Raw genomic sequence first — 23,981 nt, 5'->3', positions numbered from 1 at the left:
AGGTAGAGCGCCGCGTATCCGCCCATCAGCAGCACGTAGGAGCCCCACAGCCGCCAGTGGGAGCGCAGCTCGCGCAGCATGAGTGCGATCCACGGGCCCGCCCACGGCCGCAGGTACGACGTGGTGAGCGCGAACAGCAGGAACGGGACGAAGACCCCCTTCGTGCTGAACGCCATGCCGGCGAGCACCCAGTAGAACGCCCGGCGGGCGTGCCGCGCCCCGCCCTCCCCGGCCCACCTGACCTGGGCCGCCAGGGCCATGACCATCGTGAGCTGCAGCGGCACCGCGTTGATGGCGGCCGACCACCAGCCGAAGGCCGGGACCGTCAGCGGCGAGAACAGGGCGAAGGCGAGCGGCAGCAGGATCCCGGGCCGGGTGCCGAACAGCCGCACGAGCAGCCGCAGCAGCATCGCCGCCACCGCCGCCTGGACGGCGAGCGTGACCGCCGAGACCAGCAGCCAGTCGTACGGCGACAGCCGCGACAGCACCCAGGTGAGCCCGAGCGCCCCCGGCATCAGGTGGCCCTTGTGGACGCGGAACAGGAAGTCGAACGTCAAAGAGTGCTCGTAGGCGTCGCCCACGAACAGGAAGTCGTCCTCCACGAAGGACGACGACGTCAGCACGGGGATCCGCACCGCCAGCGACGCCACGACCAGCAGGACGCCCGCGATCATGACGGGGTTCCGCAGGCCCGCCCGCCATCCCGGCAGGGCCCCGGGCCGTTCCGTACGCATGGTCTGAGTCATCGGAATTCTCCCAGCGCCGTGGGACAAAGGGGGATGTTATGCTCCGGCGCACCCGACAGGAGAGGGACGTCGTGCACGCCGAGCCGTTCCGCGCCGACCTGGCCCGTTCGATCCGCCTGTTCAGCGCCTTCCGCAAGGAGCAGACCGACCCCGACTTCTTCTACGGCCTGCTCGCCCGGGACACCATCGCCCAGCTCGCGGCGTACGCCGACCTCGACGGCGCGCTCGTCGCCGACGTCGGCGGCGGGCCCGGCTACTTCACCGAAGCACTGCGCGCCGTGGGCGCGCGGCCGGTGTGCGTCGACTGCGACGCCGGGGAGATGAGCGCGCGCACCGGCGCCATCCCCGACGGCGCGGTGCTCGGCAGCGCCCTCGACCTGCCGATGAAGACCGGATCCGTCGACGTCTGCTTCTCCTCCAACGTGCTGGAGCACGTGCCCGATCCGTGGCGGATGGGCGACGAGATGGTGCGGGTGACGCGGCCGGGCGGCCTGGTCTACCTGTCGTTCACCAACTGGCTGTCGCCGTGGGGCGGCCACGAGACCTCGCCGTGGCACTACCTGGGCGGACATCACGCCGCGCGCCGCTACGCGCGCCGCCACGGCCGCTCCCCCAAGAACGTGTACGGCACGAGCCTGTACGCCGTCTCGGTGGCCCGGGCGCTCGCGTGGGCCAGGCGGCATCCCGGCGCCGACCTCGTCGACGCCCTGCCGCGTTACCACCCTCGCTGGGCGACCCCGGTGATCCATCTACCCGGCGTTCGCGAGATCGTGACCTGGAACCTGCTGCTCGTGCTGCGCCGCCGCTGACCTTCCCGGCCGGACGCCGATCGCGTAGCCGCCGGCCAGCAGAATCGCCAGCAGCCCGCACCCCAGCGGGATCCACTCGCGCGTCAGCAGCATCCACCGGCGGAACCGGGCCGCCTCCCCGGCCAAGGCGTACACCTCGGCGGTGCTCGTCGTCAGGTCGGCGTCGAAGGCGACCAGCCGCTCGACCTGGTCGGGCGTGCGCAGCGTGTCGCGCCGCCGCTCCTGCGTGCGCACGGTCAGACCGCTCTCCGGCTCGACCCAGATCGTCCGGGTGATCTCGGTGTATCTCGCCACGGCGACCCGCTCCTCCTCCGGCATGCCGACCGTCGTGCCGGGCACCGGGCCGGGCAGATCGGCGGTCTTCACCGGCCCGGCCGAGTAGGTGTAGCGGTAGGTCGGCACGCCCGCGACGGTCTCCTCGCGCTCGAACCGCAGTTGCTCCTCCCGCCGCAGCAGCGGGTCGAACATCGCGTACGAGCGCGGCTCGGCCCGGGCGGGCAGCCGGAAGGCCAGCCCGGTCTGCCGCACGCCGGGATCCTCGTCCACATAGGCCGCGCAGCAGTCGACGGCAAGACCGGTGCGCCGGTCGAAGGCCGTGCGGCGCTCGTGATAGTCGACGCGCTCGCCGTCCCGGGTGTCGAGCGAGGAGAACTCCACCCACACGGCCGTGTGGTCGTCGCCCGCCCCCGGATCGCCATAGACGGCCACCGTGTTCTGCACCGGCACGTCGCGGTGCAGGCGGAAGGTCGCGGTGTCGAGATAGGTGGCCGAAGGCGAGACCAGCCGCTGCACGCGGGTCTGCTCCAGCGGCATGACCGTGGTCCGCGGATAGACGTAGAAGTGGAACAGCGCCCCCACGGTGACCAGGAAGGCGATGCCCGCCAGCAGGAGCGGGCGCCGCAGCCGCACGAACGCGTCCGTCACCGGCTCACCCCTCCCTCGTCCCGTACGGCGGCCAGCAGCCGGGCCAGCACGACGAGACAGAGCGCGTCGGCGGCGAGGCCCTGCCCGGCGGCCTGGGCGAGCCCGGCGAGACCGAGCGCGACCAGCGCCACCCACGCGGAGGCGGCATGGCGGGCGAAGACCCGGAAACGGGTCGGATCGGCGTGCTGAGCGGCGGCGATCCCGCGCAGCCACAGGAACGCCGCCAGCGCGGCGGCGACGACGGCCACGCCCGCCACGCCTCCGGCCCACAGCCCGGCGACCGGCGCGGCGATCCACACCCACAGCACACGGACGCGGCCCGGCCCTGCGGCGCGCAGGCGCGACCGGCCCCGCACCAGCGCCAGGGCCACCACCACGAGGGCCAGGCCCAGCCCGGCGAGCAGCGCCGCGCGGTAGGCCGGGTCGGGCTCGTAGCGCAGCACCACCTCGCCGCCGCCGGCCGGCAGCTCCCAGGCCTGCCGCCAGCCGTCGAGCCGTGCGGGGGTCAGCCGCACGCCGTCGAGGTACGCCTGCCAGCCGGCGTTGTAGTTCTCGTTGACCACCAGATAGGACGGCGCGGCTGCGGCCACCCGCAGGCGGCGCTCCTGCGGCCCCCATGACGTCACCGTGGCGGGGGTGGCCGTCACCTTCTCGTGTTCGGCTTCCGCTCCGTCGTCCAGCACCACCGAGCGCACCCGGAAGGCGTCGCCCGGCGCCACGCTGACCCTGCTGCGGCCTTCGGTCAGGTGCACGGGCGCGCAGCCCGAGTAGGTCAACGGGCGGCCGTTGAGCACGTCGTCGAGCGTGCCGCCGACCACCCGGGTCGGCACGTCGTCGCCGTCCACCCGCAGCGTCGGGCCATAGCCGCAGGGCAGCCGCAGCGGGATGGCGCCGAGGCCGCCGAGGGGCTTCACGCCGGGGATGGCGATCTCGGCCACCTCGATCGGGCGCGAGGCGGGCGCGGTGAACTCGATGGTGAACGTCCGCGTCTTCACCGCGGGGAAGGTGAACACGCCGTCTCTGTCCACCCACCCCTGCACGGCCCTCTCCCCCGCGCGCAGCGTGAGCTTCACGGGCGGGATGCCCTGCGCCGAGTCGGGGAACAGCACCCGGATCCGGGAGAAGCTCCGCTTTTCGCCCAGGTCGATCGACAGCGTCGGATGCCGGTCGAACGGCTGGGCGTACCACAGCGTCGCCGGGTCGCCGTCCATCGCCTGGCGGCCCAGCACGGCCCCGTGCTCGGTGGCGGTGGACGACGCGGTGACGTGGGGATAGCGGTCCGGCAGCGTGGTGAGCAGGTCCGCCGCCTTCGGATCGCTGAGCACGGCCTGCCCGCGCACCGTGCGCACGCCGGCGTGGGCCACCGGGACGAGCCGGTCGAAGCCATAGCCGTCCTCGCCGATGGTCTGCAGCCGCGAGGAGCAGGTCCAGGTGACCGAGCCCCGCATGCACGCGTCGGCGTCCCCCCGCTTGGTGAGCAGCACGGTGCCCGGATCTTCGCCGGACACGTCGGGCACCGAGATCGTCCGCACCGCCCGTACGCCCGGGATGCGCAGGTCGGTGATGCCGACCCGGCTGCCGAGCGCCGTCTTCGGCTCGTACGCGAGCCGGGTCACCCGGATCCGCAGCCACGAGCTCGTCCCGGGCACCGGGCGCAGTGGCTGGAGCGCGTCGGTGCGCGCCACCGCCACCCGGCGGACGCCGCGCTCGGTCTCCAGCGCGACCTCGGCCACCGGCGGGCCGAGCGTCCCCTGCTCGAAGGCCGCCGAGATCTCGGTCAGGTCCACCGGGCCGGTGAAGCGGACCTCCAGCCACTCCCCGACCGCGCCCTTCCAGCCGTCCGACCGCCAGCCCGTGCGCGGATCGTCGTCCAGCGCGGCGTACGGCTGCCGCCCCGGGTCGCGCTGGCCCACGGCGGCGGTCACGGCGGAGTCCGCCGACGAGGCGGTGACGTCCTTCACGTCGAGATAGCGGGCGGTCGAGGTGGCCGACGACCATGCCGGGTCGGTGAGATCGGTGGTGACCGGCGCCTGGCCCTCCGTCAGCGTCGCCGACGCGATGCGCCGCACGTCACCGAACACGATGTCGCGTTTGCGCAGCGTGTCGGTGAGGATCGTGTCGCGGGCGGGGATCTGCGCCGCGCCCGGCTCGTCGCCGACGAGCACCGGGCGGTCGCCGGTGAGCAGTCCCTCCTCGGCCAGGTCGAGCATGGCCTCGGGGGCGCCCTCCACGTGCAGCGTGCCCGCGCGGGGCACGATCGAGGCGAGCGGCGCCGTCTCAGGGATCGTGTAGACCTCCAGCGCCGGGTAGGGCTGGTCGAGCCAGCCCGAGGCGGTGCCGTTCGCGGTCAGGCCCACCAGCGGCCCGAACTCGGCGGTCCTGGTCAGCCCCGAGTCCTGCAGCGTCTGGTGCACCCGGGCGGGCCAGGCGGTGCCGAGCGCCTCCCTGACCAGGTCGTTGCGGATGAGCAGGTAGGTCACCCCGGCCCGGCGCAGGGCCTCGGCGAGACCCGGCGAGCCGTGCCCGGTGGCGAAGCACTCGTCCACCGCCTGCACGAGCCGGGCCAGGCCGGGCGACCCCCACGGCACGTTGGCGTGGGTCGCCCAGCGCACGGTCAGCAGCGACTGCATGGGCTCGTCGAGCGGACGTCCCCACAGGTATTCGCCCCGCGCCGAGCCGGGCATGGCGAGCACCATGCCGTCGCCCGTGTTGCGGTTCAGCCAGGCCGCCGCCTCTCGCCAGTAGGCGGGGATGTCCGCGAAGGCACCACGAGCGGTCACCCCGGCCGTACCGACCGGCACGAGCGTGAGCGCGAGCAGCCCGGCCGCCACGGCGGTGACGGGTCTGCGCAGCCGCACCGGGCCCGCTACGGGAAGCGCGGCGAGTCCGAGCGCGAGCGGCAGCCGGATCAGCGCGTCGAACTTGTGCAGGTTGCGGAACGGCGCGAGCGGCCCGTCGAGCAGGTCCCTGACCTGGCCGGTCCAGGGGTGGGCGAGGTCGCCCGCGTGCCCGGCGGTGACGATCACGAGACCGGCGATCACGGACAGCGCGAGGAACGTCCGCTCGGGGGTGGCCCTGCGGACGACGCCGGTCAGCCCGAGCCCTGCCACCAGCGCCGTCGCGGCGACCAGCCACGGCACGGTCGCCTGGTCGTAGGCCGCGGGAAGCCACGGCTGCCCGTCCACCGGCAGGAACGAGATCCAGCTCGACGTGCCGCGCAGCGCGTTCACCAGGGAGGTGACGCTGGCGGTCGCCGACGCCGTCTCTATGAACGGCAGGAACGAGAAGATGTAGCGCCCGAGCAGCAGCAGCGGGACGAGCCACCACATCGACACGAGGCCGACGAACGGCAGCCACCAGCCGAGCAGGGCCCACTTGCGCCCACCGTGGCGGCGGCTGAGCAGGTAGAGCAGCGGGACGACCAGCACGGCCAGCTCCGCCGCCGCGTTGACGCCGCCCGCGAACAGGAACGCGGCGGCCGACAGCGCGGCGGCCCGGCGCGGGCTCGCCCCTTCCCGCGTGCCGTGCACCAGGGGCAGCAGCACCCACGGCAGCACGGCGCTCGGCTGGAACTCCGAGGAGTTGATCCCGATCAGCGCCAGCGCGTGCGGGGCCAGGGCGTAGGCGAGCGCGCCGAGGAGCCGGGTGCCGGGCGAGCCGATGCCCATCGCCCGCGCCAGCCGTTCGGTGCCGAGGAACGCCGCGCACAGCACGAGCGACATCCAGAGCCGCTGGATGTCCCAGGCCGGCATGTCCAGGGCCCGGAAGAGCACGTAGAACGGCCCCATCGGGAAGAGATAGCCGTACGCCTGGTTCTGCAGGTGGCCGAAGTAGGCCGGATCCCACAGGTGGAGCGCGCGCGACAGGAACCCCAGGGGGTTCACCGCCATGTCGAGCTTGGTCTCGGAGATCACCGCGCCGGGCGCGGTGTTGAACGCGACTGCCGCCAGCAGGAGGCAGCCCGCCAGCAACCGGAGCCGGTGCCGCAGCGTACGGCCCGGCGAGCCCGCCGAGCCCGCGGCGGGCTCGGCCGAGGCGGGAGCCTCGCCGGGCGCCTCCGGCGTGCGGGTCACCGCTTCCCGGGCGGAGCCGGGCTCCCTCGGGTGGACCGAGACGTCGACGGACACGGGCGCTCAGGACTTCTCGGAGCGGGACTTCACAGAGCCGGTCTCGGGGCCGGACTTCTCGGGGCCGGACTTCTCAGCGCCGGACTTCTGAGGGCGGGACTTCACAGAGCCGGTCTCGGGGCCGGACTTCTCAGCGCCGGACTTCTGAGGGCGGGACTTCTCGGAGCCGGTCTCGGGGCGGGACTTCACGGAACCGGACTTCTGGGAGCCGGACTTCACGGGGCCGTCGCCGGGGGTTCGCGCGGGGAGCCGGTCGAGCTCGCCGGCCACCAGCCTGGTCATCGCCGCCCCGGTCTTCCCCCAGGTGAACTCGCCCGCCCATTGGCGGCATGCCCGCGCCATCCGCGCCCTGGTCAGGGGGTCGTCCAGCTCGCGCAGCGCCTGGCCGACCACGTCGGCGAGCCGCTCGCCGTCGCGCACCAGCCACCCCGTCACGCCATGCCGTACGGAGTCACGCAGGCCGGCCACGTCGTAGGCGACGGTGGGCACGCCGAGCGCGGCCGCCTCGATCACGGTCAGCCCCCAGCCCTCGAACTCCGAGGCCGTGACGTTGAGCCTGGCGCCGCTCAGCACCGCGTTCTTCTCCCTCTCGGGCAGGAATCCGTGCAGGTGGACGCGTCCGGCCACGTCGGGCCTGCCCGCCCGCTCGGCCAGCCGGTCGTGCTCGGGGCCCCGCCCGATCACGTGGACGTGCAGGCCGGGACGGGCGGGCGCCAGCTCGGCGGCGAGCTCGACGACCCGCTCGACGCGCTTGTGGCCGACCAGGCGGCCGAGGTAGACGACGGCCGGGTCGCCGGGCACCGGCTCCCGCGCGACGGGCCGCGCGGTCGGGCTGCCGTTGGGCACCACCTCGATCGGCGCCAGCCAGCGCAGCCGCGCGCGCATCTCGTCGCGGGACGACTCGGAGACCGTCACCGTCGTGCACCGCCGATAGAGCAGCCGCGCCACCGGCCCCTCGATGAAGCAGCCGATCCGCGCCAGCCACCGGGGGAAGAAGGCGTAGAACTGCCGGTCGTGCACGTGGTGGACCACGCAGATCACCCGCGTACGGCGGCGCGCCACGACCGGCGAGAAGAACGGGATGCCGTTCATACAGTCGATGATGACGTCGAACCGGCGGCGGTGCATCAGCAGCCAGAGCGGGACGAGAAGGTAGACCAGGTATTTGTTGCCCATCCGGCGCAGTTCGATGCCGTCACGCGCCTCGCCGCGGGTCTGGTCGCGCTCCCGGCTGGTGAGGAAGTGGACGCGCGCCCCCTGACCGACGAGGTAGGCCGAGACTCGCCAGGCGTACTCCTCCGCGCCGCCCGCGACGGTCTGGCTCGGTTCGCGGAAGTTCAGCACGGCCGCGCGTACGCCGTCGAGCAGCGGAACGGCGGCCGGTGCCGCGACCGTGCCGGTGGCCGCCAGATGCGGCCTGCCGGGCGGTTCGAGAGAGGGGGCCGGGCGCCCCGAGGACTTCGCCTTCGCACCCTGTGCGACCACGACCACTCCTTCGGGTGACGCGTCTCTGCGGGGAGTTCGGGGAGGCACCGCGCGACGTGGCCGCCCGTACGGGTGGTCCGGGTGCGGCGGGCGGGGCGGTGCGGGTGAACCGGGGCACGGACGCATGAGGGCATGGCGGAGCCACGCCCCTGACGAACTGGGTCTTCGCGGGGAGTCCTTTTCGAGAAAGTCCTTATGGCACGGGCGTCAGGTCTGGTGCGCTCACCTGTCGCCGTAGTTGTAGAGCGGCTTGTTCGGCGGCTCGGCGGTGGGCGCGGCCACGTTGACGACCGCCACGGAGGCGACGCCGGCGAGCACGGCCCCGACCGCGAGAGCAGCCAGCACCTTCAACACGTGGCTTCCTCCTTGTCGGAACGCACAGTGCCTAGCGGTATGTACGGTGCGCCGAGATTAGAACGTGATACAGCTCCTACACCAGAGCCTTGGTCAAACCGTGATAAAAAGACTTACCGTCCAGTATGCCACGAGGCGCAGGTCTTCCCAGTTCACAGGCGTATCAGGAGAAGTTCCCGGCCTCTGTATACGGGGGTCACCCCCGGGAACCGAGACAAGAACGTGTTCTCATCAACTCCTTCCACGAGCACATACCGCACCCCCTCCCGCCGGAGCGCCACTGTGAGCGACGCAGTGAGCGACGCAGTGAGCGACGCAGTGAGCGACGCAGTGAGCGACGCCGTGGGCGGCACAAGTGCCGACACAGTGGGCGGCGTCGCGAGCGGCACTGTCGGCGACACTGTGGACACCGCGGGTGGCACGGTGCGCGTCGTGGGCGACGCTGCGGGCGGCTCGATGGGCGACGCAATGGGCGACACGGTGACCGACGTTGCGGGCGGTGTCGTGGGTGGTGTCGTGGGCGACGCAGTGCTCGGCACGGTGGGCGACGCAGTGCTCGACGCAGTGGGCAAGGCTGCGTGTGCCCCTGGCGCCGCTTCCGGAGCGGCCAGCAGCGCGCCGATGCGCCGCGCGCGCGGGCTCTCGGCGGCCAGCCGGATCCGCGTCCCGTCACCCGTGCCGACGACGAGCCCGTCGTTCCACACCACGGGCCGGGAGAACATCTTGGTGGCGGGGTCGAGGACGACCCGGCCGCCGTTCCACGCGAACGCCCGGTAGGCGCTCCAGGGCAGCGACAGCAGCGCGCCGGGCGCGGGATCCCCGTTGACGATGGCCTGCACACGGCGCCATTCCTCGGGATACTCGGCCGTCCCGAGCCTGCCGAAGGCGCCCAGCGCGAACGTCGGCAGGGCCAGCACCGGCACCACCACTGTGGCCGCCGCGACCGGAGCCGGCATCGCGGCGCGCAGGGCCGTCACCGCCACCGCGACCCCCACGGCCTGCGCCAGCGCGAGCGGCGCGATGTACGCCTGGCCGTCGCGGAGCGGGCCGAACCCCGCCCACCAGCCGATCAGAGCGCGCGGCACGCCCGGCGCGAACGCCCCGGCGCACGCGATCACGACACCGGCGCACGCCGCCGCGGCCAGACCCCGCCACCACGCGGGCCGCCGCACGAACCCAAGCCGCGCGAAGCCGAACCGTACGAACCCGAGCCGCACGAACCCCGCGATCGCGACGAGAGCGAGGGCGAGGCGGACGGCGGCGAGCGCGGGCATGTCCTGTCCCGGCACGGCGGCGTGGGAGTTCCAGATGCCGCCGAGCGTGAGCAGGCTGCCGAGCGTTCCGAAGGGCCCGTCCGCCCGGGGCGCGAAGGCGGCCACCCCGGCGGGGTCGGCCGCGGTGTCCGCCCCGATCACCGATGTGAGCGCAGGGACGAGCCACGGCAGGCTGAGCACGGCGAGGACGCCCAGTGGCGGCGACACCGACGAGAGCACCGCCCGCACCCGGCCTCCCCCGCCGCCATCACGGCCGTCTCCCTCGCCGCCATCACGGCCGTCTCCCTCGCCGCCATCACTGCCGCCCTCCCCGCCACCGTCCCGCCGGCACAGCGCGGCCACCGGGAGCACGGTCAGAGCGCTCACGAGCATGGCCTGGAACCCGCCTACGGCGGCGGGCAGGAGGGCCGCCGCGAGCCGCACGGCCCCGCCACGCGACACACCACGCGACACGGCGTGCGACACGGCGTGCGACCCGGCGTGCGACACGGCGTGCGACCCGGCGTGCGACACCGCGCGCACGGCCCAGGGCAGCCCGGCATATCCGAGCAGCAGCGCCCACTGTCCGATGAGCAGGCGCTGGGCCAGATAGGCGTTCCAGGCGTAGAACGCCGCTGCGGCCAGCCGGGGCACGATCCCGCTCCCCGGCAGGGCGTCGCGCGCGAGCGCCGCCGCGCCCGAGGCGGCCAGCACGAACAGCCCGAGCAGGATCGCCTTCTGCACGATCTCACCCGGGATCACGGCCGACAGCACCGCCACGACCTGGTCGCTCGGCACGGCCCTGGGGAAGCCGTCGCCGAGGTGCACCGGCGGGTCCGGCACGAAGACCATGTCGTAGCGCAGGACGAATCCCGGTCCCAGGGCGGGCCCGAGCGCCAGCACCCCGAACGCCAGGCCGAGCAGGGCGGGCCCCAGCCGTACGAGCGCCGCCCCAAGGGCGGCGCCGTCACGCCCGGCGAGGCCAAGGCGCGCAAACCGGAAGGGCCGCCACATAGTCGTACAGGCTAATGGCAGGTCACCCGGGTGCCCGGTGGCCCGGGTGACCGGCCGGTCACCTGAGGGCTACTTGCCCGGCTCCGGGTCGCGGGGCAGGCCGAGCATGCGCTCGGCGATGATGTTGAGCTGCACCTCCGTGGTGCCGCCGTAGATCGTCATCGCGCGGGTGGCGAGCACGGCGCGGTTCCAGTAGCCGGCGTCGCCGAGCTTCCAGTCGGCGGCGGTGACGGCGGCCGGGCCGAGCAGCGAGACCGCCACCTCGGAGACGTGCTGCGCGTGCGCGGTGGACAGCAGCTTGCGCACCGACGCGTCGGCGCCCGGCTCGCTGCCGGCGAGCTGCTTGAGGGTCACCCGCAGCGACAGGGCGTTGATCGAGTGCGCCTCGCAGACGACGCGGGCGAGGTCCTGCCGCTCGGCGGGGGTGAGCTCACGGCCGAGCCGGCCGGCCAGACCGAGCAGGTCGGGTACGGAGGCGCCGGTGCCGCCCGAGCCGGACGACAGCGAGACCCGCTCGTTCGACAGCGTGTTCCTGGCGACCCGCCACCCCTCGTTGACCTCGCCGACGACCATCTCGTCCGGCACGAAGACGTCGTCGAGGAACACCTCGTTGAAGAGGTTCTCCCCGGTCATCTCGGTCAGCGGCCGCACGGTGACGCCGGGCGCCTTCATGTTCACGAGGAAGTAGGTGATGCCGTCGTGCTTGGGCTTGGACGTGTCGGACCTGGCGATGCAGATGGCCCACTCGGCGACGTGCGCCACCGACGTCCAGATCTTCTGGCCGTTGAGCTTCCAGCCGCCCTCGACCTTCTCCGCCTTCATCTGCAGCGACGCGAGGTCGGAGCCGGCCTCCGGCTCGGAGAAGAGCTGGCACCAGATCAGCTCGCCGCTCAGCGTCGGCGGCAGGAACCGCTCCTGCTGCTCCGGCGTGCCGTACGTGACCAGCGACGGCACCACCCACGCACCGATGATCATCTGCGGCGGCTTGATCTTGGCCGCCCTGACCTCCTGGTGGATGAGCACCTGCTCCAGCGGGGAGGCCGCGCGGCCCCAGGGCCTGGGCAGGTGGGGCATGACGAAACCGGCCTTGGCCAGTGCCCGCTTCTGCTCGGCGCCCTCCAGGGCGGCGATCTCGGCGAGCTCCGCCCGGATGGACGCGCGCAGCGGCTCCGACTCCTCCGGCAGGTCGATCTCCATCTCCCGGGCGACACCCTGGAGCGCGAGCCCGGCCACCCGGTCGGACCACTCGGAGGAGGAGCCGAGCAGCGCGCGGAGGGTCAGCGCCCGGCGGTAGTAGAGGTGCGCGTCGTGCTCGAAGGTGTAGCCGATGCCGCCGAACGTCTGGATCGCGTCCTTGGCGCACTGCACCGCCGCGTCGGGCGCCATGACGGCGGCGATCGCGGCGGCGTAGTCGCGCTCGGCGCCGTCCGCCCGGGTGGCGTCCCAGACGGTGGCCCGCGCCTGCTCCAGCGCGACCAGCATCCGCGAGATCTTGTGCTTGATGCCCTGGAACTGGCCGATCGGGCGGCCGAACTGCACCCGGACCTTGGCGTAGTCCGCCGCGGCGGACACGCACCAGGCGGCCACCCCGGCGGCATCCGCTCCGAGGACGATCGCGGCCACGTTCCGCACCTCGGCGCCGGTCAGGCCGGTCAGCACCCGCTCGGCGGGCACCCGTACGGCGTCCAGCTCGACCTTGGCCACGCCACGGGTGAGGTCGAGCGACTTGACCGCGGTGACCGTCGCCTGGGCGGCGTCGACGGCCACCCACTCCTCGCCGCCGTCCGTGGCCACCGGCAGGACCAGCACGTCGGCGACCGTCGCGCCGAGGACGTACCCGGCCGCGCCGCTGATCGTCAGCGTGTCCTCGTCGCGGACCCCGGTGATCTCGGCGTCGAGCGCCACCGCGCCGGTCAGCGACCCGTCCGCGAGCCCGGGCAGCAGCTCGGCCTGGGCCTTGCCCTCGGAGGCGAGGATCGCGGCGCTGGCGAGCACGGTCGGCACGATCGGGCCGGGCGCCACCCGCTCCGACAGCGCCTCGATCGCCACGGCCGCCTCCAGGAGGCCATAGCCGGAGCCGCCGAACTCCTCGGGGATGTGCAGCCCGAGCAGCCCCTGGCCGGCGAGGGCGGGCCAGAAGGATGGGCGCTCCTCCGTTCCCGGATCGGCGAGGACGCCCACCGTGCTCCGCACGAGGTCGGCGGGCACGGCCCGCTCGGCCCATCCGGTCACCGACTCGCGAAGCGCCTCGTGCTCCTCGCTCAGCCCGATCGCCATAAGATCCTCCAGCACTAGGTCCTTGTAGAACCATATTCTAGAGGAATATTCGCTGGCTAGGCCGGGTTCCGCCGGGCTCGGGTATCGGCCGTTCCCGGCACCCGTCATGAGCTGCGCCGGTCCCGGCGTGCCGCCTTGCGGCGACCGTACGCGCAGGTAGACAGGGGACTATGCAGCTCTCACGGAAGGTCCTCCGCACGGTCGCCACCCCAGCCGTGGCCGTGCTGGTCGCGGCGGGATGCTCGCCGAGATCCGAGATCGCCTCTCCGACGGCCCCTCCGAAGACGGGAACGGCCGCGCCCCTGCCGACCCGCCCGCTCGAACTGGAGACGACGTACGAGCAGGTCATCAAGAGCGTCCTCCCGTCGATCGTGCAGATCACCACCGGGCAGGCGCTGGGCTCGGGCATCGTCTACGACACCGACGGCCACATCCTGACCAACGCCCACGTCGTGGGCGCGTCGACGACGTTCCAGGTCACGCTGGCGACGGGTGGCAAGCCGAGGAGGGCCAGGCTGGTGAGCTCCTATCCCCCCGGCGACCTGGCCATCATCCAGGTCGAGGACAAGACCGGGCTGACACCCGCGGTCTTCGGCCGCTCCGCCGACCTCAAGGTCGGCCAGATCGTGCTCGCGATGGGCAACCCGCTCGGCTTCTCCGGCAGTGTGACCCAGGGCATCGTGTCCGCCCTGGGCCGCACCGTGACGGGCGAAAGGCACGCCGGCGGCGGTGCCGCGACCATCACCAACGCCGTCCAGACCTCCGCGCCCATCAACCCCGGCAACAGCGGCGGCGCGCTGGTGGACCTGTCCGGCCAGGTCATCGGCATCCCGACGCTGGCCGCCGTCGATCCCAACCAGGGCACCGCGCCCGGCCTCGGCTTCGCGATCCCGAGCGACACCGCGACCGACATCGCCCGCCAGATCATCCAGTACGGCCGGGTCGTCAACAGCCATCGGGCCGCCCTCGGCGTACGGGTCGGCACGGCGGTCAACGCGGACGGCGACCCGATCGGCGTGGCCGTCGGCTCCGTGGCCCCCGGCGGCGGCGCGGACAAGGCCGGCATCCGCGCCGGCGACGTGATCCTGAAGGTCAACGGCACGCCCACGCCCACAGCCACCGACCTGGCGCAGGTCCTGGTGACGCTCAAGCCGGGCGACAGGGCCAAGGTCGAGCTGATGCTGCCGGACGGCAGCAAGAAGACGGTCACCGTCGTGCTCAGCGAGCTCCCGGCCGGAGGATGAGCCTGATCCTGACAAAGTGCTGTGAGATAGCGCGGAAACGCTTGGAGGCGGCTCCTGCCTGCTTGTTACGTTCGATCCCGTGATCTCACCGCGACTCACCACGTTCATCGCCGGGCTGCCCAAGGCGGAGCTGCACGTCCACCACATCGGCGCGGCGTCCCCGCGCATCGTCGCCGAGCTCGCCGCCCGATATGAGGGATCAACGCCCGTGCCCGCCGACCCCGCCGAGCTCGCGGCCTTCTACGACTTCCGCGACTTCGCCCATTTCCTCCAGGTCTATCTGCAGGTCGTGGACCTGGTGCGGACCCCCGAAGACCTGTGGACGCTGACCTACGGCGTGGGCGGCGATCTGGCCGCCCAGCAGGTGCGGTACGCCGAGCTGACCGTGACGCCCCATTCCCAGCTCGTCCGGGGCTTCGCCCCGCAGGAGTTCTGCGAGGTGATCGAGGACGCCCGCCGCAGGATCGAGGCGGACTTCGGCACCGTGCTGCGCTGGTGCTTCGACATCCCGGGCATCCCGGGCCCGCCCGCCGACCAGACGCTCGCCATCGCGCTCGACCAGCGGCCCGACGGCCTGGTCAGCCTGGGCCTCGGCGGCCCGGAGACCGGCGTGTCCCGGTCGCAGTTCGCCCCGCACTTCGCCGCGGCCCGCGCCGCCGGGCTCCACTCGGTGCCGCACGCCGGCGAGGTCACCGACGCCGATTACGTCTGGCAGGCCGTACGCGACCTCGGCGCGGAACGGATCGCGCACGGCATCCACAGCGTGGGCGACCCGGCGCTGCTGGAACACCTGGCCGAGCACAAGATCACGTTGGAGGTCTGCCCCACCTCCAACGTCTGCACGCGGGCCGTGCCCAGCCTCGCCGAGCATCCGCTGCCCGCGCTGGTCGCGGCCGGGGTGCCGGTCACGGTGAACAGCGACGACCCGCCGATGTTCGGCACCGACCTCAACCGGGAGTACGCCGTGGCGGCCGAGCTGCTCTCCCTAGACGAGAAGGGCGTCGCCGACCTCGCCCGCGCCGCCGTGGATGCGTCCTTCCTCGGCACCGAGGGCAAGTCGGCGCTGCTCGCGGAGATCGACGCGTACGCTCAGAACTCGTCGGCGCCGCTCACCTGAGCGATGTCGAAGACGTGCCGGGAGGCGGCGCAGATGGTCTCCAGGACGTGGATCGGCAGGTCGTCGGCCGAATAAGCGGCCCGTACGATCTGGACCACCCACTCTCCCGGGTCCAGGCGCAGCGTGGCCGCCTCCTCGTCCCGGGGCGGCCGGGCGACCAGATGCTCCTCCGCCCGTCCGAACCGGTGGCCCTGCTCCTCGATACGCGCCTGCAGACTCGGCGAGAGGAAGCCCGGCTCGCACAGCGGGGTGTCCGCGAAGAGGTCGAGCCGCAGGAAGCTCGTGGCGACCCGCACCGGCACGTCGCCGGCGAGCAGCAGCTTGCGCCGGGCCAGCACCGGCGTGCCCGGCTCGACCCGCAGCCCGGCGGCCACGTGCTCCGACGCGGGCTCCGGGCCGACGTACAGCATCCGCCGCCCGGCCCGCATCCCCTGCCGCTGCGCCTCCGTCAGAAACAGCGAGGCCGATCCCCGTACGGCAGGCTCCGACGGCAGCGACCGCCGCACCAGCACTCTCGGCTCCCCCACGACTCCCAACTCCCCCACGGCGGATCCCCTCCCACGTACCGGACCCGACAGTACTCGCCATGCCCGAAAGCCGACGATCGGGGAAGCGCTCCCTAGAGGAATCCCTGGGCCGCAACCCGAGGCGCCGCCGCCGACGCGCCGCTTAGCCTGCGTCTCACGCGCGATCGGAGAGGCAGGGCGATGGCGGACCGGCAGGTGATGCTGAGCTACGGATACTCGGTGCCGGCGTTACCGGAGCCGTTGCTGCGTGGTGTCTACGGGGAGCGCACGCCCGATCCGCGGGTCGAGTTCGTCGCGCTGACGGTCGCCTGCTACGTCAGGGCCAACGCCACCCGCCGGCTGACGCGCGATCGCGTGCTGCGGGCGATGGAAGCCCGGATCACGTCGTCGAACGTGTACGACCTGATCTCCCTGCTGGCCGGGCTCGGGATCGCGGACGAGTTCTTCGGCCTGACGGCCCGGACCGTGGACGAGGACGGGGCTTTCCGCGAGTTCCTGCTCGGCCTCGATCCGCTGCTGATCGACGCCATCCGGCACCACAAGGGACCCAACAAGATGTTCACAGGAGGGATTAGCACATGGGCGAGGCCATAGTTGCGGGAATCGACACCGGCGGGCTTTCCTTCACGGCCGGCTTCTCCGACCGTTATGTCTATTCGAATTATTTCGTGCCCGTACTGCTTACCTACGGCGACGGGATCACCCCGATCCTGCCCTTCTACACCAAGCGGCTCCTCATCGAGGTGCTGCGGTATTCATCGGTCGGCGACCGGCTGTTGGACGCCATCGACGCCCTGAATCTGCCGGACCTGTGGTCGCTGAACGCCCTGGACGACGCGAAGGAACGGCTGCCGCAGACGGAGTCGACGATGACCGTCGGGGAGCCGCCGACCTCCCGGCCGACGCTGCTGGGAACGCAGGACGTGGAGTTCGTGGCCGGGATGCTCAGGTCCGACCTCGGCTTCGCCTTCCTCGACCGCACCTGTGTCCGGCCGGTCGGGTTCGCGCTGGGAGAGCATGTGTACGCCCTCGCGCTGGCCCCGGGTGAGGAGGTCGTGCTGGAGCAGAAGACCTACACCAAGCGCCAGCTCACCCTCGAAGAGCAGAACGAGACCGAGCGCCAGTTCGACCTGGAGCTGGTCAGCTCGCTGAGCACGGAGATCCAGGAGGGGTTCCAGCGGCAGCGCAACCTCACCGACAGCTCAGGACTGAACGCCACCCACACCGGCTCCTATCAGAGCCCGGAGTTCTTCTGGGGCAAGTTCAACGCCAGCCACACCATCGCGTACAGCAGGAACGTGACCGAGGCGCACCAGGAGAGCCGCAGCCGCACTGTCAAGGACAGTCAGACGGCCAGCTCCAAGGTGGCCGCCCGCTATCGCGCCCAGCACAAGGTGGACTTCAAGCTCGTCACGGAGACGGGCCTGGAGACGACGGCCAAGCGCACCGTCCGCAACCCGAACCGGACGACCCCTCTGACCCTCCACTACTTCAAGGTGCTGCAGCGCCTCCAGCTGCGGCAGGAGCGGTACGGCGTGCGCCTGTGCTGGGCACCCTGCGTCAAGGATCCCGCGCAGACGTTCTTCGACAAGATCCGGGCCGGCCGCCAGGCGATCATCGACAAGGCCCTGCGCGCGCTGCCGCCCCGGCCGCAGGAGCCGAAGAAGCCCGAGCCCGTGGCCGGGCCCGTGCAGACGACGGCGGCGACCAAGGTCTTCGCGTCAGCCGTGACACCGGCCGACAATTGGGGGTTCAGCGGCGACATGAGGGCCGAATACGACGTCCTCATCCCGTACGACGCTGCCTTCGAGTGGGATGGCGACACCGGCTTCGTCCAGAACAGCATCGCGATCTTCTCCCGCCGTCCCAAGGTCAGTCACTGGATCACCGGCACGCCCTACCCCACGGACGGCGGGCTCAAGGTCCGCGTCCACATCGGTGCGGATTCCTGGTTCGGCGGCCCCGGCATCGACTTCCAGGTCAAGGCGCGGTTCAGGGAGAAGCCGACCATCGTCCAGGAGACCGGGGAGAACACCAAGTACAACGACGATCTCACGGCGTACCGTACGGCGCTCAAGGCATGGGAGGACGCCCGCGACGCCGCCGTGCGGGCGGCCCACGAGGAGGGCGACGCGTTCGAGGCGCGGCTCAGGCAGGGCCTCAATCCGGTCAACGAGATGGTGTCCCAGATCATCGAGCAGCACTTCCCCGCGAGCGTGCGCGACGAGTGCTGGGAGATCGAACACTGGCAGCGGGTCTTCGACTGGGAACGCGCCTCGTTCGAAGCCTTCCCGAGCTGGTGGTCGGGTGGTGCCGCCCGTGAGCCGGAGCGCGACCCCTCCGATTTCGTCAACGCGAGCTGGGCCAAGCTCTACCTGCCCGTACGACCCGGAATGGAGCGCCAGGCCCTGCGCTGGATCTTCGGCAAGGCCGTCAGCAGGCCGCTGCGACCGGAGATCGAGAAGCGGTTCGACGTGGTCATCGACGATCTGCGGCAGTTCCGGACCGACCTCATCGGACAACCGGACGAGCTGCCCGACCTCGCCGAAGAGGGCCGCGAGCTTCCCGGCGCGGCCCACTGCCTGGCCACCTGGACGGAGCTGATGCCGACCGACGGGACGCACGCCGAGGTCGTCCAGGGCGTCACCAGCGCCGCCGACCAGACGACCATGCGGGAGATCGAGGACGCCGAGGCCATGCGGAAGACCCTGCTCGAAAGCGAGCGGCAGGCCGTCAGGCTCAAGGACCGGGCACACGAGCGCATGACCGAGCCCGCCGGCATCGACGTCGTCATCGGCTCGACGCCCACCCACTGAAGCGACCGGCTCGGCGGCCACGGAAGCGGCCGCCGTCCGGGCCGGCCCGTGGGCGTCCCGGCTCCACCTCGGCTAGGGGATTTCTCCGGGTTTGCACCTGTCGTACAGTCACGGTGGGCCGCACCAGCGGAGGTGATCATCATGTCGCCGCACAGGATCGTCTCATTCGTCGGACGCGCGGCCGAGCTGGCGAGGCTGGACGCGGAGCTGGCCGGGGTGCGGGCGGGATCACCGCGGATTCTACTGGTCGACGGGCAGCCGGGGATCGGCAAGACCGCGCTGGTCCGGCGGTTCCTGAGTCGCCATCCCGGCCTCACGGTGCTGTGGGCGAGCGGAGAGCAGAACGAGTCGACGCTCTCGTACGGAACCTTCGACCAGTTGCACAAGGCGGACGCCGTCCCCGCGGACCCGTTGGAGGCGGGGGCGGCCCTGCTGGAGAAGCTGGGCGATCTGCAGGACCGGGGCGAGCTGGTGCTGGTCCTCGATGACGCCCACTGGGCGGACACCGCCTCGCTGCACGCGATCACCTTCGCCTTGCGGCGGCTGCGTGTCGACCGGATCATGGCGATCGTCATCGTGCGCGATCCCGCCGACCAGCGCCTGCCGGAGGGCCTGCGCCGGCTGCTCGCGGCCGAGTCCACCGCGCGCATCTCGCTGGCCGGGCTCGCCGCCGAAGACATCCAGGGGCTGAGCGAGACGCCGTTGCCGCTGCGGGTGGCCTCGCGGCTGCGTGACCATACGAGCGGAAATCCCCTCCATGCCCGCGCCCTGCTCGAACAGGTGCCGGGAGAGCTCCTCGCCGATCTCGGGTCACCCCTGCCGGCGCCTCGTTCGTACGCCATGCTGGTCCTGTCGCGCCTCGCCGGCAGTGCTGTCCGCACCCAGCACCTCGTGGAGGCCATGTCCGTGCTCGGCGCGTCCGCTCCCCTGTGGCAGGCCGCGCGGCTGGCCGCCCTCGACCATCCGGTGGCCGCCCTCGACGAGGCCGTGGCGGCGCACCTGCTAGAGGAACGTTCCACAGGCAACGGCATCGTGGTCGCCTTTCCTCACCCGCTGATCCAGGCCGCGGTCTACCAGGACTTGGGACCCGCGCTCCGCATGGCCCTGCACGGCAGGGCGGCCGAGATCGTCGGTGACGAGCTGGCGAGGCTGAACCATCGGCTCCACTCGACCGCTCACCCTGATGACACGCTGGTGGCGGAGTTCGCGGCGTTCGCTCGGCGGGAGGCGAACGCGGGCCTGTGGTCCAGCGCCGCCGTCCACCTCACCCGCGCCGCGCGGCTGGCCCCGGCGGAGGACGAGCGAGCACGGCTGACCGCCGACGCGATCGAAGCGCTGCTCCTCGACGGGCAGGTCGGCGAGGCGGTGACGCTGACGACGGAGCTGCCCGAGACCTGCCCCGCGGCCGTCAGCGGATACGCCCGTGGCGCGGTGGCCTATGTGACCGGACGGCTGGAGGACGCCTTCGAGCTGCTGACGGACGCGTGGAAGCACTGCGCGCCCGATGAGGAGCCGGTGCTCGCGGCCCGGATCGCCGAGAACCTCGCGGCCCTGTGCAGCATGCGATCCCGGGGAGCGCAGGGCGCCTGGTGGGCCGAGCAGGCGTTGCGGCTGGCGCCCGACCGGCCGGGCATGGGCATGGCCCGCTATTTCCGGCTCGCCGGCCTCGGCATCTCGGGGAGTATAGACAAGGCGCTCGACCTCATACCGTCACTGCCCAACCCGGAGATCGCCAGTCCCTTCGAGCTCGACGCGATCTGCGGACGAGGGGTGCTGCGCACCTGGGCCGACGACCTCCAGGGAGCACTGCGAGACCTCTCCGGAGTCGTGGCCGCCTCGGCCGGTCGCTCGGCGCCGTTCCGGCTGCTCGCCGCGTCGATGCTCGGGTACGCCGAATATCGTGCCGGTCATTGGGATGACGCCGTCGTGCATGCCGAGATCTCCACCTCGATCGCCGACGACGCCGGTCAGGCGTGGCTCGCCGCCATCGCTCACGGCCTCGCCGCCTGCGTGCCCGCCGCGCGCGGCGAATGGGACCACGCCACCGCGCACATCCGGGCCGCGTGCGGGGTGCGTCCGGACAGCACCGTCGCGCTCACCACCGCGTGCAGCGCCGAGGCTCACCTGGCCGCGGCGCAGGGCAGCCATGATCAGGTCATCACCGCGCTGAAGCCGCTCGCGGACCTCGGTCACCAGGACGGGAGCCACGAGCCGGGAGTGATCGCCTGGCAGGATCTGCTCGCCGACGCGCTCATCGCCGTCGGCGCGGACGAGGAGGCGGAGGCCGTCCTCGTCCCGTGCGAGAGGCTCGCGAGGGAGCGCGGCCGCCACTCGGTGCTGGCCGCCTGCGCGCGGGTCCGCGGCAACCTGCTCGCCTTCCGCGAGCGGCACTCCGCCGCCGACGCCGCCTTCCAGGAAGGTCTCACCCACTGCGCACGGATCTCCATGCCGTTCGAGACCGCCCGGTTGCGGTTAGCGTACGGCGGCTTCCTGCGGAGATGGGGCAAGCGTGCCCTGGCGGCCGAGCAGTTGGAGGCCGCTCGCGACGCGCTGGAGAGGCTGGCCGCCCGGCCGTACCTCGAAAGGTGCGAACGCGAGCTCGCCGCCTGCGGACTGCGGGCATCCTCCGGTCATCGGCGCCGGGGAACTCTCACCCCGCAGGAACAGGCGGTGGCGAGGCTGGCCGCCACCGGAATCAGCAATCGCCAGATCGCCCGCGAGCTCATGCTGAGCACCAAGACCGTCGAATATCACCTCAGTCACCTGTACGCCAAACTGGGCGTGACATCCCGCGCGGCGCTGATCGCGACATTCGGGAACGTGAGAGACCCAGGGTAAGCACCTAGGCGTCTCCCGATGAATCTCCCTCACCTCAGGTCTACCGTTGGCTCATGCGATTCGTCATCGACCTCGACTACACCGATGACGGAGTGCGCGGCCAAGTGCTCCGCGAGGGCCACGCGCCGGAGACCTTCACCGGCTGGCTGGGACTCCTCCGGCTCCTGGAGCCTCCCTCAGCAGTCGACGAGGGCGACGCCTAGCGATTTCCCTGAGAGCTCCCCTGGGGCGACCTCCCCTCGATGCCGTCTTCAATGAGACGACTCCAAGGGAGGATCGCTCATGGACCGATTAGCGGCCGGCCAGGAGATGAAGGCCGGCTCGGAGCTCGTGTCCGGCAACGGACGGGTGTGCCTGGTCATGCAAGGTGACGGCAACCTGGTCCTCTATCGCACCGACGACGGGCGCCCCTTGTGGGACACCGGCACCTGGGGCAAACCCGTCGCCCACGCCGTCATGCAGGGCGACGGCAACGTCGTTCTCTACGACGACTCCGGCCAGGCACACTGGGCCACGAACACGGACGGCAACCCCGGCGCCTGGCTGTGGCTGCAGGACGACGGCAACCTCGTGCTGTACGGCACCGCCGGAAATCCGCTCTGGGCCACGAACACCGTCCAGCACTTCGGCCCGGCCGCCGTACCCGGGTTCCTGCCCTCCACGAGAGCCCCGCGGTTCGGAAACCGCCCGTGGCCTCAGGGAACCGCGCTGCAGATATCCATCCACGGCCTGCCGCCCGTCTCCATCGACGTCACCGAGATGGGGTTGTGCGGTGGCATGTCCTTCCTCGCCCGGGACATCCACGAAAGCGGCACTCCTCAGCTGAAGGGCACGGACTCGTCCGCCATTCCCGTCCCGCTCGCCCAACACATCCTCACCCGCCTGGTGCACAGCTTCGACGGCCCCGGCGTGGTCGCCCGCTGGCTGGCCGACACCCAGGCGCTCGACCACGACGCGATCGTCTGGGGCTCCGGGCTCTTCCGCCGGTCGTACAACGAGATCCCGGGCATCATCCAGGACATCGACAACGGCGTTCTCAGCCCCATAGGGCTCGTCCTCACCCACTCCTACGCCCCCTGGGACGTGTTCAAGAACCACGTCGTCCTCGTGTGGGGTTACGAGCGGCACGGTGACCTGCTGACCCTGCGCACCTACGACTGCAACTTCCCCGGCCACGACGACATCGTCATCCAGATGGACATGAGCTCTCCCACCCCGGCGAAGACCATCACCACCAACGGCACACACGGCCCCAATTCTGGCCAGATCCGCGGTTTCTTCAGGCTTCCGTACCGACACGTGGACCCGGCCCCCGCCTACATCGACGACGGCTCGGTCGTCACTTCGACCCCGCCCGCGGCGACCATGCCCGCCGGCTCGCGCACGCACGTCACTGTCCGTGTCACCAACACCGGGTCCACCACGTGGACTCCCGATCTCGGGTATCGGCTCGGCAGCCAGTCTCCTCAGGACAACACCACCTGGGGCCTGGGCAGGGTCGAACTGCCGGTGCCCGAGGTCCGCCCCGGTTCCACGGCGACGTTCCGGTTCGACGTCACCGCGCCCGGCACAGCGGGCATGTACGACTTCAGCTGGCAGATGCTGCGGGAAGGGGTCCACTGGTTCGGCCACGCCGGCCCCCCTGTGCGGATCGTGGTGGGCTCGACCGGCAGCGCGTGCGAGCAACTGCACCAGCGCCACCAGCACCTCGACGAACAACTCGCCCAGGTCAAGGCCGAGATCGCCGCCGTCGACTGGAGCGATCCCTTCATCGCCAGGCACGAGGCCGCCGGCCTCAGCCGCGTCGCCCAATCCCTGCGCCAGCAGATCAGCGACGTGGAGGCCCAGCAGATCGCGCAGGGATGCGCCCCCGGATGAGTCCCACAGGGCTCCACGGGATGACGCGCCGGAGGGGATGTCCCGTGGGAAAACCGAAGGGCGGGGAGGAAGCGATCGCTTCCTCCCCGCCCTTCGGCGGAGATGTGGAGGTGGCGGGAATCGAACCCGCGTCCTTCAACACCAAGACAGGGCTTCTCCGGGTGCAGCCTGTTGCGCTTTTCTCGGCCCCGGCAATCTCACAGGCGAGTCGCCGACGGGCCCAGTCACTGTTTGGTTTCCCGTACGGCCCCGTGACCGGGCCGGACGGTTGAGCCTTCTAGCGATGTCAGTTCCGGGCCGAAGGCACTCCCGGGCTGACAGAGGTTACTCGCTGCTTAGGCGGCGAGAGCCAGGGAAGCCTGGCTGACCTCAGTGCTCTTCTTATTGGCACTTATTGTTTCGCGGTCACAGTGTTAACGGGGTTATGTCCGCAGTCCCCGACCCGCTTCCCCTGACTTGCAATGTCGAAGTCGAAACCGGTCACCCCCTGTGCAGTTGTCAATCCAGACCCGAGAGCCTGGCAACTCAAGCTTACTCGTGACAACACCGGCGACGCGACTCGAATTCCGGTG

15 protein-coding genes and 1 other RNA gene are annotated in these 23,981 nt (G+C 71.7%); 8 read left to right on the top strand and 8 right to left on the bottom strand.

Features of this window, described 5'->3' with window-relative positions; translation table 11 throughout:
• The first annotated feature begins 784 nt into the window (after window positions 1-784).
• Entirely contained in the window at window positions 785-1,555 is a 771-nt protein-coding gene (locus tag OHB01_RS18195; RefSeq protein WP_328855716.1) for a class I SAM-dependent methyltransferase, read from the top strand.
• Here OHB01_RS18195 and OHB01_RS18190 read toward each other — a convergent pair.
• From OHB01_RS18190 to OHB01_RS18165, 6 genes are all read right to left on the bottom strand, one after another.
• A complete protein-coding gene (locus OHB01_RS18190; RefSeq protein WP_328708207.1) occupies window positions 1,496-2,479 on the bottom strand; it encodes a DUF3068 domain-containing protein in 984 nt (327 codons plus the stop codon). The two genes, OHB01_RS18195 and OHB01_RS18190, sit on opposite strands and share 60 nt — an antisense overlap.
• Window positions 2,476-6,606, bottom strand: coding sequence for an alpha-(1->3)-arabinofuranosyltransferase domain-containing protein (locus OHB01_RS18185; RefSeq protein WP_328855715.1), 4,131 nt, complete (start codon window positions 6,604-6,606; stop codon window positions 2,476-2,478). The genes OHB01_RS18190 and OHB01_RS18185 overlap by 4 nt, the downstream gene beginning before the upstream one ends.
• Window positions 6,607-6,612: 6 nt before the next feature.
• On the bottom strand, window positions 6,613-8,091 hold the full coding sequence (locus OHB01_RS18180) for a glycosyltransferase family 4 protein (protein WP_328855714.1): 1,479 nt from the start codon (window positions 8,089-8,091) through the stop codon (window positions 6,613-6,615).
• Between the two features lie 222 nt (window positions 8,092-8,313).
• Window positions 8,314-8,445, bottom strand: coding sequence for a hypothetical protein (locus OHB01_RS18175; protein ID WP_256862666.1), 132 nt, complete (start codon window positions 8,443-8,445; stop codon window positions 8,314-8,316).
• A gap of 152 nt (window positions 8,446-8,597) precedes the next feature.
• On the bottom strand, window positions 8,598-10,712 hold the full coding sequence (locus OHB01_RS18170; protein WP_328855713.1) for a hypothetical protein: 2,115 nt from the start codon (window positions 10,710-10,712) through the stop codon (window positions 8,598-8,600).
• A 69-nt stretch (window positions 10,713-10,781) separates the two neighbouring features.
• Window positions 10,782-12,989 carry an acyl-CoA dehydrogenase gene (locus tag OHB01_RS18165; protein WP_328710916.1) on the bottom strand — a complete coding sequence of 736 codons (2,208 nt, stop codon included), beginning with the start codon at window positions 12,987-12,989 and terminating at the stop codon, window positions 10,782-10,784.
• A 170-nt stretch (window positions 12,990-13,159) separates the two neighbouring features.
• Here OHB01_RS18165 and OHB01_RS18160 point away from each other — a divergent pair, with 170 nt between their 5' ends.
• Both OHB01_RS18160 and OHB01_RS18155 read left to right on the top strand, forming a co-directional pair.
• Window positions 13,160-14,233, top strand: a complete 1,074-nt coding sequence (locus OHB01_RS18160; RefSeq protein ID WP_147944577.1) for a S1C family serine protease — start codon at window positions 13,160-13,162, stop codon at window positions 14,231-14,233.
• Between the two features lie 79 nt (window positions 14,234-14,312).
• Window positions 14,313-15,350 (top strand): adenosine deaminase, encoded by a 1,038-nt coding sequence (locus OHB01_RS18155; RefSeq protein WP_260617292.1) that lies wholly within the window; start codon window positions 14,313-14,315, stop codon window positions 15,348-15,350.
• Here the strand turns inward: OHB01_RS18155 and OHB01_RS18150 are convergent.
• On the bottom strand, window positions 15,323-15,877 hold the full coding sequence (locus OHB01_RS18150; protein ID WP_328855712.1) for a UTRA domain-containing protein: 555 nt from the start codon (window positions 15,875-15,877) through the stop codon (window positions 15,323-15,325). The genes OHB01_RS18155 and OHB01_RS18150 overlap by 28 nt on opposite strands.
• 180 nt (window positions 15,878-16,057) lie before the next feature.
• Between OHB01_RS18150 and OHB01_RS18145 the strand changes: the two genes are divergently transcribed.
• The 5 genes from OHB01_RS18145 (at window position 16,058) to OHB01_RS18125 (ending at window position 23,409) form a co-directional block, all read left to right on the top strand.
• Entirely contained in the window at window positions 16,058-16,471 is a 414-nt protein-coding gene (locus OHB01_RS18145; protein ID WP_142648193.1) for a hypothetical protein, read from the top strand.
• Window positions 16,456-18,693 carry a hypothetical protein gene (locus tag OHB01_RS18140; RefSeq protein WP_142648192.1) on the top strand — a complete coding sequence of 746 codons (2,238 nt, stop codon included), beginning with the start codon at window positions 16,456-16,458 and terminating at the stop codon, window positions 18,691-18,693. The genes OHB01_RS18145 and OHB01_RS18140 overlap by 16 nt, the downstream gene beginning before the upstream one ends.
• A gap of 141 nt (window positions 18,694-18,834) precedes the next feature.
• Window positions 18,835-21,531 carry a LuxR family transcriptional regulator gene (locus OHB01_RS18135; protein WP_142648191.1) on the top strand — a complete coding sequence of 899 codons (2,697 nt, stop codon included), beginning with the start codon at window positions 18,835-18,837 and terminating at the stop codon, window positions 21,529-21,531.
• Window positions 21,532-21,584: 53 nt separating this feature from the next.
• Window positions 21,585-21,734, top strand: a complete 150-nt coding sequence (locus tag OHB01_RS18130) for a hypothetical protein (RefSeq protein ID WP_168065981.1) — start codon at window positions 21,585-21,587, stop codon at window positions 21,732-21,734.
• Window positions 21,735-21,813: 79 nt separating this feature from the next.
• On the top strand, window positions 21,814-23,409 hold the full coding sequence (locus OHB01_RS18125) for an NBR1-Ig-like domain-containing protein (RefSeq protein WP_147944579.1): 1,596 nt from the start codon (window positions 21,814-21,816) through the stop codon (window positions 23,407-23,409).
• Between the two features lie 102 nt (window positions 23,410-23,511).
• On the opposite strand, the gene ssrA is transcribed toward OHB01_RS18125, so the two are convergent.
• Window positions 23,512-23,897: a transfer-messenger RNA gene (gene ssrA, locus OHB01_RS18120) on the bottom strand.
• Window positions 23,898-23,981 lie beyond the last annotated feature (84 nt).

The sequence above is a fragment of the Microbispora hainanensis genome, assembly GCF_036186745.1.
Lineage (GTDB): Bacteria > Actinomycetota > Actinomycetes > Streptosporangiales > Streptosporangiaceae > Microbispora.
This window is presented reverse-complemented; position numbering and strand designations above follow the sequence as displayed.